Genomic DNA, 16,629 nt, shown 5'->3' on the forward strand with positions numbered 1-16,629 from the left:
AAATAAGCGGGAGTGCATCCCCCACTATGGACGTATAAACTACGGTTTAACCAACATCAGGGCCGAATATGTCGTTTGCGCAGGATTTTCCCCAACAACGCGCCATCATGCGAGTTTACAGTGCTTATCGCTTTGCATTAGCGGGAATAATACTCATCGCCCTGATTTTTGGACCAGCTAATTCAACCTTAGGCATTACCGCACCAAAATGGTTTGCTATCGCCGTGCTCGGCTATGTCTGCTTTGCCCTGCTGAGCCTCATTGTTCACACCCTACTTAGCAGCCGCTACACACAAACGCAGTTGTTCTTTGAATTTTTTATCGACATCGGCGTCATTATGGTAATGAGCTATTGCTCGGGCAGCGCCGACTCCGGTCTCCCGCTGCTACTCATTGTTACCATCAGTGCCGCCAGCATAACCATGCCTGGCCAACTAAGCTTGGCGATTGCAGCATTGGCGACCATTTCTGCCATCAGCGAAGTCGCGGCCCACACCTTGACTGAACGCGTATCGGCCCAACGCTTTATTGTTGCAGGCATGACTGGCACTGCGTATTTTTCCGCCGCTATCGCCATCCGCTACTTAAGCGACCGCATTGTAAAAGCCCAGCAATTAGCAGAGCGCCGCCGTACCGACATAGAACAACTTTCGCGCATCAATCAACGCATTGTGCAACGTATGCAAACAGGCATTGTGGTCATGACCCAGACCGGCCAGATAAAGCTGATCAACGCAGCGGCTACCGAGTTACTCGACATCCCCGCGCCCGCCCCCAATAATCAGCAGTACGCGCCGCCGGTATTAATCGACATGGCCCGTAAAACTGAGAACAGCGCTAAGGTAATAAAAATTGGCCCTCGGCATCTCGATGTCCACATCAATATGAGCATTCTTGAGCAAAGTAATGACAGCGACCGATTACTTTATATCGAGAACATTAGTAAAATTAATCAACGCGCCCAAAATCTCAAGCTAGCATCGCTTGGTCGCTTTACTGCCAGCATCGCCCATGAAATTCGCAACCCCTTAAGTGCCATTAGTCACGCTGCGCAATTACTCGCAGAAAGCCCCGATCTCAATAGCGTAGACAAACGCTTTACTACCATTATTCAAAATCACGCGTTGCGAATGAACGACATTATTAAAAACATCTTGGAGCTATCTCGCGGCCGAAGCCCAGAACCGGCCCGATTCAGCTTAAATCAATGGCTAAATCAATTTTTGAATGACTGGCAACCAACAAATCATACCCCTTTAGAGATAAAAATAGACAGCGACCTACTAGACGATTTCATTAATGTCGACCGCAGCCAACTCACTCAAATTATCTCTAATATTGCAGACAACGGCGTGCGTCACGGCGCTGAAAAGCACAGCAAAGCAATACTGACTTTTCGCTGCACGAAAAACCCAAGCTCCGCCACAGCCAGCCTCGACATTATCGACAATGGTGAAGGAATAAGTTCGGAGGACGAAGATAAAATTTTTGAACCCTTCTTTACCACGCAAGAGCAGGGGAATGGCTTAGGCCTATACTTGTGCAGAGAACTTTGCCTAGCCAACCAAATACATATTTACTACCGCCGAACTGAGCGCGGAGAAAGCTGCTTCCGCCTGCAATTCTCCCATCCGGATCGCGGCACCTTAGCAGAATAAGAGCCCATGCCTACAGAGCCTAATCAAATGCAACAGACCGTGCTCATCATTGATGACGAACCTGATATTCGCGAACTCCTAGACATCACTATTAGCAGAATGGGTTTAGCCACCATCGCCGTTGGCAATGTGCGAGACGCCTTGCAGGCACTGCAATCTAACCCTGCAATCAATCTCTGCTTAACTGACATTAAGTTACCCGACGGCTCAGGCTTGGAAATTGTTCGCCACATCCAAAGCTCATCCCACTGCACTGCCGTTGCGGTATTAACGGCCTATGGCAGTACTGAGATTGCCGTAGAAGCCCTAAAAGCAGGCGCGTTCGACTTTATCAACAAACCGGTTTCAGTTGAGCAGCTCCGCAATCTTGTAAAAAGCGCCTTAAAGCTCGGCCGCCGCGACACCCAGTTTGACGGTAGCAGCCACACACGTCTGCTTGGTGAAACCGCCAGCATCGTTACCCTGCGCGAACAAATTATTAAGCTCTCACGCAGCCAAGCCCCCGTCTATATCAGCGGCGAATCAGGCAGCGGCAAAGAGGTAGTAGCTAGATTAATACACGCCAACGGCCCTCGCAGCGACGCGCCCTTTGTACCCGTTAACTGCGGTGCCATTCCCAGTGAATTGGTAGAAAGCGAATTTTTCGGTCACGCCAAAGGTAGTTTCACTGGCGCCTACGACCACAAGGAAGGTTTATTTGAAGCCGCAAATGGCGGCACCTTATTTTTGGATGAAGTCGCCGATCTTCCCTTAAACATGCAAGTAAAGTTATTACGTGCCATCCAAGAAAAAGCCGTTCGCAGAATTGGTTCTAACCAAGAAATTCCCGTAGACGTTCGCATACTTAGCGCCACCCACCGCGACTTAGCCAAAGCCGTTGCCGCAGAACACTTCCGCAGCGACTTGTTTTATCGAATAAATGTTATAGAAGTACAAGTGCCAAGCTTGCGTGACCGCGCATCAGACATTCCACTGCTCGCCAAATTCATGCTCGATAAAATTGGCCGCGAATGGGATATGACACCCCCCGTATTAAATGGCAAAGCGTTAGAAGCACTGTGCAGCTATTACTTCCCTGGCAATGTTCGCGAACTAGAAAACATCATCGAACGAGCAGCAACCCTATGCGAAAAGAACATTATCACACCACAGGATTTATCTCTGCCTTCTGCTAGAGACAATACTCATACAAGCAAAAGCGAAGCCTCAGAAATCTCACATATCGATGCCGCAATCGGTGATATGGAAACCTACCTTGCCAATATAGAAATACAAATTATTAAAGATGCATTAGAAGCAAACCGCTGGAATAAAACGGAATCGGCAAAAATGCTAGGTGTTACATTTAGGCAATTTCGATATAAATTAAAAAAATATGAACTAGACAATTAAAAACGGCGGTATATAGCCGCCGTTTTTAATACATATATTAGCGGCGCCAACAATCTGCCACCGTCTTAGAGGAGCCGGAAGGCTTTGAAGTTAATGCCAACTCCCCTGTTTCATCATAAGTAAAATTACCGCAGGCATCGCCGGCCATAACGCCCGCCCTAGTAGCCTGCAAAGTAAAGGCATTTGCAGATGCCGCGGTAGAGGCAATTGTATAATACGCAGTGCCATTTTCAGGCACCTGCGTCGGAAACACCGCAGGTAAGGTAGAACCACCAGCCGTAGTGGTATAACGTCCATTTGTAGAATAATACCGCTCCAAAGCCTGCGCCGACGTAAACAGGGCATTACTCGCCTCATTACGCCGAGACTTCGCCACCGACTCCTGATAAGAGGGGTAAGCGATAGAAGCTAAAATTCCGACTATCGCAACCGTTATCATTAGCTCCATCAAACTAAAACCGCCTGCATTTTTAATATAACTCACTGCAACTGTCTCCATGATTGACGGCCAGCTTGCGATTCATCGCCAGCACTCTCGGTAATCACACCGATAGAGCCGCTAGTACCCGATGTATATTTATACTCAAGTTCTCCGGCGCCAATAATACCTGGCGTTTTGATCATTTCATCGCTACCGACACCACTTGGTGGATATGAATCATTTCCATCTTTTATTACATCTAGGTAATCCACTTTACCATCACCATTAATATCCAAAGCCGGAGAATCAACACCGCCATTGATAACATTGCCTTCATCATCTAACTCAGGAGCTTCATCGCCAATCCGCCCGCCAGTCATTGCATCCAACTCCATTAGCCAGCTTCGCCCCCCATAACCGCAAACACTTTCATCTGGAATAATTGTCGCAAAAATAATTCGCCCATTTCGCAGTACCGCAGGCGAAACAACTCGCTCACCGTTCGCCCCTGCAGGCGATAACAGATTCAAACGCCAACCCGCTGACTGTAAAGGTAAATCCGTCGTTACACGAACCCTACGCGCGGTGCTCGTATTATTTAAGGTTGTCATAACACCCTCAGCAATAACTGTTTGCACAGCTAAGTCATCCCTCGACACTGGCGAATTTGTGTCATGAATACCATAAAAATCCTGTACTTGCGGATTGTTACCTATCTGAGCATCACTAGTTTCAAAGTACTTACCCGTTCCAAAATAAACCATCAAACCATTTGAATAATGACGCCCCACTGTTGGACGAGATGTAATCGGCTGCGCAACATCATTACCATCTACAGCCTTAAACATGGGTACAGGCACTAATGAACCTGCAACAGTCGTCAAAAAGTTAGCCGAAAATCCCCAGCTCGCGACAGTAGAGCCAGTAAAATCAAACTTCCACAAGTTACCTTCTAAATCTCCGCCATAAACGTAGTCTGTAATTCTGTCCCCGTCGGCATCTACAGGTACCACAGTAGCAAGACCATTATTTATTCCTGGCCTCAACGTATCAATAACCCTCAACAAAGCACCAGAAGCTAAATCAACTACAAATAATTTGACGGTGTCAGCAGAGTCATAGCCATTGCCAAAAACTGCCACCCATTTGTTACCAGCTTTTAATCGCGCAATAACTGGTGCGCTCATTGCCACACCCAAGCGATGCAAACGGAGATCTAACGGATCAGCTACACCTATAGTATTAATAACTCCAGTAGGTGTCGAAAACTCCCACATTACTTTATCGCTGTTTAAATTCGTCGGGCTAGTCACATCAATAGCGAAAACCGAACGACCACCAGCCCCTGTTGCGCCAACTAAAATTGTTTTCCAAGTATTATTTAAATATGCATCATTGGCGCGAGGGGAGCCATCAACCGTATAGCTATGCACATAGTTCGGATCTGACAATTGCGCTAATTTCGGGAATACGGACACCGGAATATACGCAAACTTTTCCATCCCTGTTAGTGCGTTAAATCCGTGCAACATGCCGTCATTTGCCCCCACGTATAACATAGGGTCTCGGATAGCTTTCGTTGAAAGAAACGAAGCATAAGTTGAACCCTCTGGACTAGGGAGCAAATGATAACTGTAGTTTTCAATATTACCCACATAGAATGGGTCAGAATTAACAATATCACCAAGCAATTGCGTCCGTGAACGCAAACTATTATTCTCGTTCGACCTATCCCCAGCCAGCCAGGCCAGACGGCTTTGCGCCACAGCATCTGACTCACCTGAAGAAAGCCTTAAATAATCTCGTTGACTATCTGTTAACTGATCCCACGAAAATGCGGCAGCATCGGTAATTAAAACTCCCTGCTCGCCAACCCCAGCAACAATATTCCTCGCCCCATACGCAGGAATTTTGCCTGCGCTATTTGTATCCCAAAACACACCATCAATCGCACCTGACTCAGTCAGAGTATATGCTTGTATGCGCCCAGACCAATCATTTGAATTAAAACTGGCTTGATAAACTAGCGTGCCAGAATCAAGGCGTGTGGAGTTAACTGCAATAGACGATGCCGATGACTTGCTTTGCTGGCTAATTTCTTGCAGCACTAGAGCTAACTCATTAGCAAACACTTCAGGCTCTGAGGCGCTAAAGTACCCACCCCGACTATTTACAGCTGCATGGAGTAAATCATCAATTTTATATTTACCTGCACTACTAGGGTTTCCCCAAGCAGGAATACTCGAACCATTCAAAATCGCAGCAAATACAGTTTCTGGGTCTTGTTCCCCCGTCACGCCGAAACCAACACCGTATGTAGTCATATGCTGCCAAAAAGCCGGATTAAACGCGCTGCTATTTACTACATTATCCAAGTCGTCACGAAGATCATTTTTCCAATAATACATAGCAACATCGGCCAAAGTATTAGAGCGATCATCATTAAAAGGTGACGTTGGGGTGTAAGCATAACTCGAGTTACTTGGCGTATAATGCGCCTCCCCCGAGGTACCATCGTTGTTGCTCTCAGCACCACCCGATGCGGCATCATCATTCCAATAGCCATCCGTCATTAGTACTGTATAATTTCGTCGACAAGCAAGATGTTCTTCCGCAACATTTTCATCTAAGTCTTCGCCAGGGGTATCGCTCCAAGGGCCTTTATCATCGTCGCTCGAAAAATATTTACCCGCCCTATCAAGCGCCCTGCGCAAAGGTGTGTTACCGCTTGGATTCAAGCTGTACAAATTATCATAGAAATTTTCTCTCGCCTCACCGACAAAAGGCCGGACACCCGAGATAATTGAGGCAACAGTAATACCATCTACGGACGTAGCATTGTTATTTAAACTTCCAAAACCAATTCGCATATTGCTGCCTTGCTGCGCAAAAGCGAATCCACTCCCCGCACGAGCTGCCAAAATACGTGTACGATAATAGGTATACCAGTTAGCAAAATTTTGAATCTCTTCAGCAGCACTACATTGTTCTATTGAAGCATTAGTACAATCTTGACGGTTTTCTCTGCCATGGCCGGTATACGTTTGCCCAGTACGTAAATCTTTTTTAACATAACTATTTTCTTGACTAGGATTTAATGGCGAGCCACTGTACCAATAGTACCTTGCGAAATAACTACTTCCGCAACCACCGCTATTACAACCACTATCTATATCTAAAGGCTGACAATCATCTGAGCTCGAGGTTTTAGTAGGATCCTTATAGGGGCAAGTAGTACTCGCATTTGGGTAGGAAGTACCGTCAGCTTTTATCCATGGTCGGTAAGTCACGCCAGGATTGTAATAAATAGAATTAAATTGAGGGGATTTTCTTCGGATGTCATTACTTAATCCATCTGGCATATAGTCCCAGCCCATAGAGCCAGAATCGTCCAACATGTACATGACGTTAGGCTCGGCAGACTGCGATAGAAATAATGGAGCTTGCGCTACATTTCCGTCGCTAATAATTTCTTCAACAGGAGAGGGAGAACAGTTGGCCTTTAACCCTTTCACAGTGAACGTTGCACGACATTGATCCTTATTATTATTATTTGAATTAATTACTGAAATTATATTATCGGTGAAATTATAGTACCCATCGTTGCCGTTGCCGTTGCCGTTGCCGTTAGGAGTGCTACTGCACATGTATTCTTTGGTGTTAGAACATAAAAATAAATTTAAAAAACCGCACCGGTAGTAATTACTAACATAGTCACCATCAGGCTCAACATGCTCAACGCTTACTATGCTCTCAAGTTCGGGGAACATGTAAACACCAGTTGCGCTAAATTCCAAACCAACCGGATTCGGACTAGTAACCGTAATAGTACATTCTTCCGCAAATGATGGCACTGATATCGCAGAAGTGGCCAGCAGCACTAACAACATATTTCGCACTGCCATCCCGCCGAAAATAAATCTAATAAAGGCCGTCATAATTTTCCCCAGCACAATAAAGTACTCTCAATTATTTCGCTTAAACGTAGTGCTAAGCACCACCATACTGCGATCACTAGCTCCAAAACCTCTGGCCGTAATCAAGTAATAACCCAACGTCGCCACTGGCCGATCTGAATCCAAGGCCGCATTGGGATCAGCCACATTGCTTAATTCTTCAATAACGTATTCAGGCTGCCTAGACGCATTGGTAATAGGGCTGTTGGGCACCGCTTTCCACCCTGTGGCAGAATGGTCTAACCAATCCGGTTCAATGCAAGCGGTCCGGGTATCAGTGGGGTCAGCACATGACAGGTACAAGCCATTACTGCCGTTGAAGCTGCCAATATTAATTTGAGATAACTGCGCCTCTGCTTCTCTCAACGCTGCTTCCGCTGCCTGAAAAGCTAAGTTGATATCTTTAGCATTTCCCGCCATGCGCTCTTGCAAGGTTGCAGACTGCATAGATGCCGCACTAACAATAGTTAAAATCAACAAAAATATAAGACTGACAATTAAAGCGGCGCCGCGTTGAGACTGAATATGAACTAATTTTATCAATGAACTATTTTTGCTCATGGCACTTTATTCCTAATTGCAAAAACATTGGTAAACACTTGTCGCAATCGACCGTCGTTATTGGCCAATACATTACCATCTACATCTACAACACTCTGAGCAGTGGCACTACCCGTTGTGCCAACAACATTCTCGTCTGAACCAAGCATTTGCAACGACACTCGCACGCTGAGTACGTTGGCCCAATTTGCCACAGCATTTGTATATTGATCCACTGACCGATCACCGTTTACATCAATTCCATAGGTAATCTGCATATTTTCAATGCCTTCTACTAATTCTGTGGCTGCGCTCATCGTTCCACCCGAACCTGCTATTGTTTGCTGAACATACAGTCCGTAAATAGGATTACCGCTCGGCGTATCTCTCCCGGTATCTCTAACAAAATAATTTTTAGTTTCAAAACCGAAAACTTCCGCATCTAATCCGTATTTTTTACCCAAGGTACCTGACGTGTTCAGCGAGCCACTCGCATGAACTAAAGTCGTGGCACCTGTGCTAGCTGGCGTATTTGTTATACGGAACACATCTGCATTTAAACAATCTGAAACCAAAACAAAATCGTCTTTTACAAAGCCAACTGTATTGGCGCTAATATTTAAATGCGTGTCATCTGCTGTAGTTGTACCATCAAGACGTATAAAGTTATTCGACGCACGCTTTACCTGTATAGCATCCGTTCCTTCAACCGCCCCTAAAGCGTTGCCATCCTCGAGATCATTTTGACCTACAAACGCAGTGGCCAAACTAAAGTCCACTGCACTAGCCGGCAGGGCAATGTTATTGACTACTACGGTGCCTATGGAGGTGCATCCCATATACCCCGACATACGAATTTCTTCTCCGAGAATTCGCATAGCAAAGCGCGCATTTTCCTGTACCTGCGCAAGTGACTGCTGTAATGTAGAGCTACTATTACTAGCTACAAAAACTTGAATAACAGCCATACTTAATACCAGCCCCAACGTTACCGATATCATTAGCTCTACAAGGCCAAAACCCTGCTGTACTTTCTGTTTTATTGTCACCATCACAATTNCGTTATAAAGACGAAACTTTCCAAATCACCGCCATCAGCATCACGCGTTTTTGCTATGCGGCTCTCATCCCACTGCACGGTAATAGTATATATAGAGCCATCACGCACTATCGAACCGTCACCGCTAGGCAAACGCAATGCCAGCTCTGACAACCAATCACGCCTATCTATATCTTCTATCGTGTCGCCATCTGGAGCATCTGCGCCTAACGCTAGATCATAGTTTCCCGTTCCCGCTCTTTCTCTGTTCGCTCGTAAACGATCAGCCATATCATTGGCAAGAAAAACAGCCGCCGAACGGGTATTTGCTACTTGATTAAACTTCGTAGAATTCAGCTGCAAGGCCGCCGCGCCAAGAACACCTGTCGCGGTAATTAATACCGCCACAAGCACCTCTACCAACGTCACCCCAGACTGCATGCTAAGACTAACACTCCGCACAAATCGCGTTTTTTTCATTCTCATGTGCAATCCCGCTCTGTTATTCGTAGCTGTCCACTTGCGCTAATTTCAATATCTCGGTCTCGCGCGCAGTGCTCAGGGGAAGTGCGGTATTGGATTGTTATAGGCTGAAGCCCGCCAACTAATGTACTATTACGATCAAACGCGAACTCTGTAATCGCACTACCATTGCGGGTTACAGTGAGTCCAGAGCCACTTTTAATAGCCTCGGTACGTTTTAGCACTTCTCCGCCATCGATAGACCCATTACTGTTCAAATCAATCCAGCTCCGCCAACCTGATTGCCAACTCCCTCCCGTCGCGGTAACAATCACCGTCGCCGCTCGCACTACCGCCTCCGATTTCGCCGTCACAATACTCTGACTCAGCTGCTGGACGTCTGCGCTGGCACGGGAATTTGCAATAAATGTGTTGAAATTCGGCACTGCAATACCAAACAAAACGGCGACGACGGCCATTGTTGTCAACAATTCAATCAGACTAAAACCCTGCATTGTTATTTTACGTCCCACAAACCGCCCCATTTCTAACAGTGCCTAAAGTTTCCACGCCCGCTGCATAACCATTTATGCGACTTTGAACACTAGCGTAAAGCTCTGGCAAGATCAGCAATCCCCAGACATACGGTAGCGATATCACGACCAACGGTAAGTGCCCTACCAATTAGACACAGCCCAAGTTCCCTTTTATGATTACCCTGAGTCATAGAAAGGAGTCTGTGATGAAAACTCAGGGAATGACACTCATTGAGCTATTGTCGGCACTGGCGGTTTCGGCCGTTCTTGGCCTTGTTGCCGTGCCATCGCTTTACGAGACACTACAAAACCATCGTCTGCGCTCATCTGCACAGACACTATTTCAGGTACTAAGCAGCGCCAGAGCAAGTGCCGTGATGCGTAGTAGCCATGTCAGCGTGTGGAATACCGATGGTGATTGGCGAAACGGTGTTGAGATTTTTTTAGATGACAATAAGGACGGCGAGCTAAATCGCGGTGAGCAACTTCTTTACCGCGCAGCACCGCAAAATCATATCCAGATAAGCGGTAACCGCTGGGTTGCAAACTATGTAAAATTTCATGCTGACGGCAGTGCTCACACAGCAAGTGGTGCCTTTCAAGTTGGCACCATTACCGTGTGCTCAGATCAACTCGATAGGGGATATCACATTATTTTAAGTATTGGCGGGCGTCTGCGTATGGTTAAAGTAGATATTGACGAGTGCTAATCCACTCAAGAAACCTCAACTAAACGCAGCTCCTTAGGCAGAGAGAAGGTGATGTTTTCTGGGCGGCCATCTAGCTCTACAGGGGCAGATGCGCCTAGTTCACAAAGGCGCTCTATGACGGAACTCACAAGTACTTCAGGCGCAGATGCACCGGCGGTAATACCAATTCTCGGATTACCCTTTAACCACTCTGCATTGATATCTTCTTCGCTATCAATCAAATAGGCGCGGCAGCCAATACGCTCCGCCAATTCACGTAGACGATTAGAATTCGAGCTATTGGGTGAGCCGACCACCAACACAACATCAACCTGCTCCGCCAAGGTTTTTACTGCGTCTTGGCGATTTTGGGTAGCGTAGCAAATATCGTCTTTGCGGGGCCCTTCAATATTAGGAAATTTACTGCGCAGTGCTTTAATCACGGCGGCGGTATCGTCCATAGACAGCGTTGTTTGCGTCACGTAAGACAAATGATCCGGGTCGTTCACGTCTAAAGCCAGCGCTTGTTCAACATCTTCAACAAGATAAATACCGCCACCTTGTGAGGCGTCGTATTGCCCCATCGTACCCTCAACTTCGGGGTGGCCTTTATGCCCTATCAGCACGCATTCTCGGCCGGCACCACTGAAGTTCACAACCTCCATGTGGACTTTAGTCACTAGCGGGCAAGTGGCGTCAAATACTTTTAGGCCACGGTGGTCTGCCTCATTACGTACCGCTTTTGATACTCCGTGGGCACTAAAGATAACGATTTTATCGTCTGGCACTTCGTCCAGCTCATCAACGAATATGGCGCCGCGTTGACGCAAATTCTCTACTACAAATTTGTTGTGGACTACTTCGTGACGCACGTAAATCGGCGCGCCAAATACATCCAAAGCGCGATTTACAATTTCGATGGCGCGGTCAACACCGGCGCAAAACCCGCGAGGGTTGGCCATTTTGATTTGCATTTTGTCGCTAGCGCCACTCATTACTTCACCCTGTGCAAGCTACTCACTTGCAGACCTCATTATGACTTTGTATCAGCCTGCGCGCTGACACTTAAAATTTCAACGCGGAAGGCCAAATTTCTTCCCGCCAAAGGATGGTTAAAGTCTACCATCACGTGGTCTTCACCCACTTCACTCACCACACCAGGTAACTCTGCGCGCGCAGCATCAGCAAAGGAGATAACCAAACCTTCTTCTAAAACCATATCTGCAGCAAATTGACTGAGTGGAAAGCGTTGGATATTGCCTGGGTTACGCTGCCCAAAACCATCTTGTGGCTCCAGCGTAAACGTCTCTTTTGCACCTGCGGTCAAACCCAGTAATTTTGCTTCTACGCTGGGAAGTAAACTGCCATCGCCGAATACAAATGTGGCGGGCTTACCGCCAAACGTAGAATCGACCTCGTCGCCATCAATAATACTAAGGGAGAAGTGCAAACTAATTTCAGTACCGGGTGCTACGCTAATATTCGTCATGATCAATACAATTCCACACAGCCACTTAGGCTGATTTTTTCGATTCGGGGTTTACGACCATATCGAGCAATAACAGGCAGGCGCCCACGCTGATACCCGCATCGGCAATATTAAAGGTGGGGAAGTAACTTGCCCCCCAGTGCACAGATATAAAATCGACAACATGACCAAAATACATACGGTCCCACAGATTGCCCAGCGCGCCACCAAGTACTAAGGCCAAAGCAAACGACAAGAGCCACTGCTCACGCTTTAAACGCACCAGCCACACGCCAATATAGGCACTCACAACTAGTGCAATCACCGTAAAAAACCACCGCTGCCAACCACCAGCATCACTCAAAAAGCTAAATGCCGCGCCGCGGTTATAGTGCAAGGTAATATCTAGCACCGGCAAAATTTCTACCGGACTGGCATAGTCCAAATTGTTATTTGCAAAATATTTACTGATTTGATCAAGTACGATCACCGCAACCGCGACCAGCAACCAAAACACACGGCTACGACGCTGTGCAGCAACTTCGCCATCTACCCCAGTCTCATGCATATAAACGCACTTCCCCGTCGCCATCGACGTTATCGATACAACGGAAACACAACTCAGGGTGAGCTAATGACTGCCCCACATCTTCGCGATGATGCCAGCAACGTGTGCACTTGGTGCCATCGCTTGCCGCCAAGCGAACTTGCAAGCCCTCCACATCGGTTGTGATAGCCTCATTGGCTGTCGACAAAGGCGCCAAGCGCGCGGCGGAGGTAATTAATACAAATCGCAACTCATCGCCCAAGGCATTCAGGGTCGTCATCAAAGATTCATCGCAGAATAAAGTGACCTCTGCCGCCAAGCTGCCGCCCACAAAGCCGTCTTTTTTCGCGCCTTCTAAGACTTTATTCACCGCTGACTTCACATCCTGCACGGTATCCCAAAATGCATCGCCCATATCGCCTTCAGCCGACATCTTAGTTAGCCCCGAATACCATTCGGCGGCAAACACAGTGCCGCTATGCTCTCCCGGCAAATGTTCCCACAATTCGTCTGCAGTAAAGCTCAGAATCGGCGCGACCCAACGAGTGAGCGCCTCCGCAATATGGTACAGCGCTGTCTGCGCAGAACGCCGCGGCAGGCTATTTGCCTTGGTGGTGTACTGCCGGTCTTTAATAATATCCAGATAAAAACCACCTAACTCCAACACACAAAAATTATGCAGTTTTTGGTAAACCAAGTGGAATTGATAAGCGTCGTAAGCCGCAACGATTTCGTCTTGCAACACCGCTGCGCGATGCATAATCCAGCGATCTAGTGCGAGCATTTCTTCCGGTTTAACGCAGTGTTCGGTGGGCTCAAAACCGGCCATATTGGCGAGCAAGAAACGCGCGGTATTACGAATACGACGATACGAATCGGCGGTGCGCTTGAAAATTTCATCCGATACCGTCATTTCATTACGGTAATCTGTTGCGGCCACCCACAAACGTAAAATATCAGCACCCAAAGTATTCATGATTTTTTGCGGCGCAACCACATTGCCCACCGACTTAGACATTTTTCGACCTTGCGCATCAACGGTGAAACCGTGGGTCAGCACGCCTTTGTACGGCGCCACTCCGCGAGTCGCAATTGACGTCAGCAGGGATGACTGAAACCAACCCCGATGTTGATCAGAGCCTTCTAAATATAAGTCTGCGGGAAATTGCAAATTCTCTAATTGTGACAAGACCGCGTAATGGGTTACGCCGGAGTCGAACCACACATCTAAGGTATCGCTCACTTTACTGTATTGCGCCGCTTCGTCACCCAATAACTCGGCTGCATCCAAATCAAACCACGCTTGAATACCGCCGGCTTCAACGCGAGTAGCAACTTGTTCTATCAGCTCAGTAGTACGGGGATGCAATTCCGCAGTATCATTGTGGGCAAACAAAGCAATCGGCGCGCCCCAGGTACGCTGACGCGAGATACACCAATCTGGCCGTTCCTGCATCATCGACTCAATACGCGCACGCCCCCAGCCTGGCGTCCAATTCACAGTATCGACAGCCGCCATCGCCATATCAAGCAAGCCGTTTTGCTTCATGCTCACAAACCACTGCGGCGTCGCGCGGAAAATGATCGGAGTTTTATGGCGCCAGCAATGTGGGTAGCTGTGCTCAAAATGTTTGCAGTGAAGTAAGCGACCGCGCTCAGTTAGAGTCGCGATCACATTATCATTCGCTTTAAATACGTGCTGGCCTTCAAATAACTCAGTACCCTCTAAAAAGGTGCCGTTTGCTGCTACCGGGTTATACACTTCCAGGCCGTATTGCTTGCCCACCACAAAGTCATCTTGACCATGTGCAGGTGCAGTGTGAACCGCGCCGGTACCGGCATCAGTCGTCACGTGATCACCCAAAATAACGGGAACCAGGCGACCATAAAATGGATGCTGTAATTGTAGGTTTTCGAGTGCTGCACCCTTGCAACGCCCTACAATTTCAAATGTGTCTACACCGTAACGGGCGAGTGTAGATTCGTGTAGCGCCTCAGCTAATAACAACACCGTTGTGTCGCCACTGTCGCGACTAAAACTCACCCACACATAATCTAATTCGGGATGCAAACACACCGCCATATTGGCGGGCAGGGTCCACGGCGTGGTGGTCCAAATGGCTAAGTTTATTTCACCTTCAATGCCTACTGGCAAACCACCTTGGCTAATCGCCGCGTCGCGATCAACCGCCGCAAACGCTACGTCTATCGCCGGTGAAGTTTTGTCCTTATATTCGACTTCAGCCTCAGCCAAAGCCGAACCGCAATCCATACACCAATGCACTGGCTTAAAGCCTTTGTGCATGTGGCCATTTTCTACAATTTTGCCTAGCGCGCGGATAATATTGGCTTCAAAACCAAAATCCATCGTTAAATATGGCTTGTCCCAATCACCAAAAACGCCCAAACGTTTAAAGTCTTCACGCTGACCGTTGACCTGTTTATAAGCGTATTCGCGACATTTCTCGCGAAAGGTCGCCGCGTCGACTTTATGGCCAGCCTTACCCACTTTCTTTTCTACATTCAACTCAATCGGCAAACCATGACAATCCCAACCCGGCACATAGGGCGCGTCAAAGCCGCTCAAAGTTTTTGATTTCACGATCATATCTTTGAGGATTTTATTTACCGCATGACCGATGTGAATATCGCCATTCGCATACGGTGGGCCATCGTGCAGAATAAACTTCTCGCGGCCGGCGCGAGCCTGACGAATTTGCTCATACACACCCTCTTCCTGCCAACGTTTCAGCATGGTCGGTTCGCGTTGCGACAAGTTCGCTTTCATTGCGAAGCTGGTTTCGGGTAAATTTAGAGTGTGCTTATAATCGCTCATATAGCTGTACTAACTATTCCAAAGTAATCGGTATTTCATTGAAGGGGCGGGCTAGAGGTCAAAATAACGTCGCGCCTGTTCAACATCCCGCGCAATTTGCGCCTTTAGGGCGTCAAGCCCATCGAATTTGTGTTCTTCCCGCAGTTTTTTACGGAATACGACCTTAATGTTGCGGCCATAAATATTTTGCTTAAAATCTAATATATGGACTTCTAAAATCGCCTTAGATAAATCGCCCACCGTGGGCCGCACACCCACATTAGCAACACCTGGGCGCATGACTTTATCCGCGCCATACACTTCCACCGCAAACACACCCGACAAAGGTGAGCGCAGGCGATGTAATTCCATATTGGCGGTTGGCGTACCAATGGTACGACCCAACTGCTGACCGACAATAACACGCCCAGAAATACTATAAGGCCGTCCCAATAGGCGTTCAGCCATGTCAAAATTAGCGCAGGCCAAGACCTCGCGAATGCGCGTACTGCTTACCCGCTCGCCAGTAACCTCCAAGGTTGAAGTATCAACAACTTCAAAGTCGTCAATTTTTCCAAACTTACGTAGCAAATCAAAATCGCCGCTGCGATTACGGCCAAATCGCAAATCATCGCCGACTACAATATATTTCACGCCCAAACCGGCAACGAATAATTTATGGATAAACTCGTTCGCGGTCATATCGCGGAAATCGGGTGTAAAGCGGATTCGCATCACTCGATCAATACCCAGATCCCGCAGCGCAATAAACTTCTCGCGGAAGCTCATTAGCCGCGCAGGCGCCTCATCGGGCGAAAAAAACTCTCTAGGCAGTGGTTCAAAAATGACCACGGTCGACGGTAAGCCCATTTCCCGACCTTTCGCAATTAACTGGCGCAACACCGCCTGATGCCCTAAATGCACACCGTCAAAAGCCCCAATCGTAGCCACACAGCCACGATGACGGGGGCGAAAATGTTGAAATCCGCGAATTAACTCCATGCGACCGTCTATTTGCTCTGCAAAGCGAGGGATTATAGCCTAGTGTTGTGCCCGACTAAAACGCCAGTGTTCGTGACTCTTACCGCTGGCAGGGAATACCCGCC

The 16,629-nt window shown here is 47.6% G+C and carries 14 protein-coding genes and 1 pseudogene; 3 read left to right on the forward strand and 12 right to left on the reverse strand.

The window, feature by feature from the left end:
• Nucleotides 1-68 precede the first annotated feature (68 nt).
• Nucleotides 69-1,658, forward strand: coding sequence for a sensor histidine kinase (locus tag GVJ32_RS14395; protein ID WP_159240789.1), 1,590 nt, complete (start codon nt 69-71; stop codon nt 1,656-1,658).
• A 27-nt stretch (nt 1,659-1,685) separates the two neighbouring features.
• Nucleotides 1,686-3,050 (forward strand): sigma-54-dependent transcriptional regulator, encoded by a 1,365-nt coding sequence (locus GVJ32_RS14400; protein ID WP_159240790.1) that lies wholly within the window; start codon nt 1,686-1,688, stop codon nt 3,048-3,050.
• Between the two features lie 37 nt (nt 3,051-3,087).
• Here the strand turns inward: GVJ32_RS14400 and GVJ32_RS14405 are convergent, their stop codons facing one another.
• From GVJ32_RS14405 to GVJ32_RS14430, 7 genes and pseudogenes are all read right to left on the reverse strand, one after another.
• Nucleotides 3,088-3,534 (reverse strand): type IV pilin protein, encoded by a 447-nt coding sequence (locus GVJ32_RS14405; protein ID WP_286187621.1) that lies wholly within the window; start codon nt 3,532-3,534, stop codon nt 3,088-3,090.
• Nucleotides 3,531-7,409 (reverse strand): pilus assembly protein, encoded by a 3,879-nt coding sequence (locus GVJ32_RS14410; RefSeq protein ID WP_159240791.1) that lies wholly within the window; start codon nt 7,407-7,409, stop codon nt 3,531-3,533. Before GVJ32_RS14410 ends, GVJ32_RS14405 begins: the two co-directional genes overlap by 4 nt.
• Before the next feature lie 27 nt (nt 7,410-7,436).
• Nucleotides 7,437-7,988 (reverse strand): pilus assembly PilX family protein, encoded by a 552-nt coding sequence (locus GVJ32_RS14415; protein ID WP_159240792.1) that lies wholly within the window; start codon nt 7,986-7,988, stop codon nt 7,437-7,439.
• The gene (locus tag GVJ32_RS14420) at nt 7,985-8,935 is read right to left on the reverse strand and encodes a PilW family protein (RefSeq protein WP_200841454.1); all 951 of its coding nucleotides are present in this window, start codon (nt 8,933-8,935) and stop codon (nt 7,985-7,987) included. The genes GVJ32_RS14415 and GVJ32_RS14420 overlap by 4 nt, the downstream gene beginning before the upstream one ends.
• A pseudogene (locus tag GVJ32_RS18495) lies at nt 8,936-9,019 on the reverse strand (prepilin-type N-terminal cleavage/methylation domain-containing protein); the annotation flags it as partial. It lies immediately after the preceding gene.
• Nucleotides 9,019-9,492 carry a type IV pilus modification protein PilV gene (gene pilV, locus GVJ32_RS14425; protein WP_235035157.1) on the reverse strand — a complete coding sequence of 158 codons (474 nt, stop codon included), beginning with the start codon at nt 9,490-9,492 and terminating at the stop codon, nt 9,019-9,021. The gene pilV and the pseudogene GVJ32_RS18495, both read right to left, overlap by 1 nt.
• Nucleotides 9,489-10,001, reverse strand: a complete 513-nt coding sequence (locus GVJ32_RS14430; protein WP_159240793.1) for a GspH/FimT family pseudopilin — start codon at nt 9,999-10,001, stop codon at nt 9,489-9,491. The genes pilV and GVJ32_RS14430 overlap by 4 nt, the downstream gene beginning before the upstream one ends.
• A gap of 209 nt (nt 10,002-10,210) precedes the next feature.
• On the opposite strand from GVJ32_RS14430, the gene GVJ32_RS14435 reads away from it, so the two are divergent.
• On the forward strand, nt 10,211-10,714 hold the full coding sequence (locus tag GVJ32_RS14435; protein ID WP_159240794.1) for a GspH/FimT family pseudopilin: 504 nt from the start codon (nt 10,211-10,213) through the stop codon (nt 10,712-10,714).
• 5 nt (nt 10,715-10,719) lie between these two features.
• Here GVJ32_RS14435 and ispH read toward each other — a convergent pair whose 3' ends face one another.
• From ispH to ribF, 5 genes are read right to left on the reverse strand one after another with little or no spacing between them, the layout of a single operon-like run.
• The gene (ispH, locus tag GVJ32_RS14440) at nt 10,720-11,667 is read right to left on the reverse strand and encodes a 4-hydroxy-3-methylbut-2-enyl diphosphate reductase (protein ID WP_159241022.1); all 948 of its coding nucleotides are present in this window, start codon (nt 11,665-11,667) and stop codon (nt 10,720-10,722) included.
• Between the two features lie 59 nt (nt 11,668-11,726).
• Complete coding sequence (fkpB, locus tag GVJ32_RS14445; protein ID WP_159240795.1) at nt 11,727-12,182, reverse strand: FKBP-type peptidyl-prolyl cis-trans isomerase; 456 nt, start codon at nt 12,180-12,182, stop codon at nt 11,727-11,729.
• Nucleotides 12,183-12,207: 25 nt separating this feature from the next.
• Nucleotides 12,208-12,729, reverse strand: coding sequence for a signal peptidase II (gene lspA / locus GVJ32_RS14450; protein ID WP_159240796.1), 522 nt, complete (start codon nt 12,727-12,729; stop codon nt 12,208-12,210).
• On the reverse strand, nt 12,722-15,544 hold the full coding sequence (ileS, locus tag GVJ32_RS14455; protein WP_159240797.1) for an isoleucine--tRNA ligase: 2,823 nt from the start codon (nt 15,542-15,544) through the stop codon (nt 12,722-12,724). Before ileS ends, lspA begins: the two co-directional genes overlap by 8 nt.
• A 51-nt stretch (nt 15,545-15,595) precedes the next feature.
• A complete protein-coding gene (gene ribF, locus GVJ32_RS14460) occupies nt 15,596-16,525 on the reverse strand; it encodes a bifunctional riboflavin kinase/FAD synthetase (protein WP_159240798.1) in 930 nt (309 codons plus the stop codon).
• Nucleotides 16,526-16,629 lie beyond the last annotated feature (104 nt).

The organism is Zhongshania aliphaticivorans, from assembly GCF_902705855.1.
GTDB classification, from domain to species: domain Bacteria; phylum Pseudomonadota; class Gammaproteobacteria; order Pseudomonadales; family Spongiibacteraceae; genus Spongiibacter; species Spongiibacter aliphaticivorans_B.

Bases quoted from the DNA above. Each gene is read 5' to 3' on its own strand.
- GVJ32_RS14435 (WP_159240794.1), top strand. From the start codon at position 10,211: ATGAAAACTCAGGGAATGACACTCATTGAGCTATTGTCGGCACTGGCG.
- GVJ32_RS14415 (WP_159240792.1), bottom strand. From the start codon at position 7,988: ATGAGCAAAAATAGTTCATTGATAAAATTAGTTCATATTCAGTCTCAA.
- ribF (WP_159240798.1), bottom strand. From the start codon at position 16,525: ATGGAGTTAATTCGCGGATTTCAACATTTTCGCCCCCGTCATCGTGGC.
- ileS (WP_159240797.1), bottom strand. From the start codon at position 15,544: ATGAGCGATTATAAGCACACTCTAAATTTACCCGAAACCAGCTTCGCA.
- GVJ32_RS14395 (WP_159240789.1), top strand. From the start codon at position 69: ATGTCGTTTGCGCAGGATTTTCCCCAACAACGCGCCATCATGCGAGTT.
- GVJ32_RS14420 (WP_200841454.1), bottom strand. From the start codon at position 8,935: ATGGCTGTTATTCAAGTTTTTGTAGCTAGTAATAGTAGCTCTACATTA.
- GVJ32_RS14400 (WP_159240790.1), top strand. From the start codon at position 1,686: ATGCAACAGACCGTGCTCATCATTGATGACGAACCTGATATTCGCGAA.
- lspA (WP_159240796.1), bottom strand. From the start codon at position 12,729: ATGCATGAGACTGGGGTAGATGGCGAAGTTGCTGCACAGCGTCGTAGC.
- GVJ32_RS14410 (WP_159240791.1), bottom strand. From the start codon at position 7,409: ATGACGGCCTTTATTAGATTTATTTTCGGCGGGATGGCAGTGCGAAAT.
- ispH (WP_159241022.1), bottom strand. From the start codon at position 11,667: ATGCAAATCAAAATGGCCAACCCTCGCGGGTTTTGCGCCGGTGTTGAC.
- fkpB (WP_159240795.1), bottom strand. From the start codon at position 12,182: ATGACGAATATTAGCGTAGCACCCGGTACTGAAATTAGTTTGCACTTC.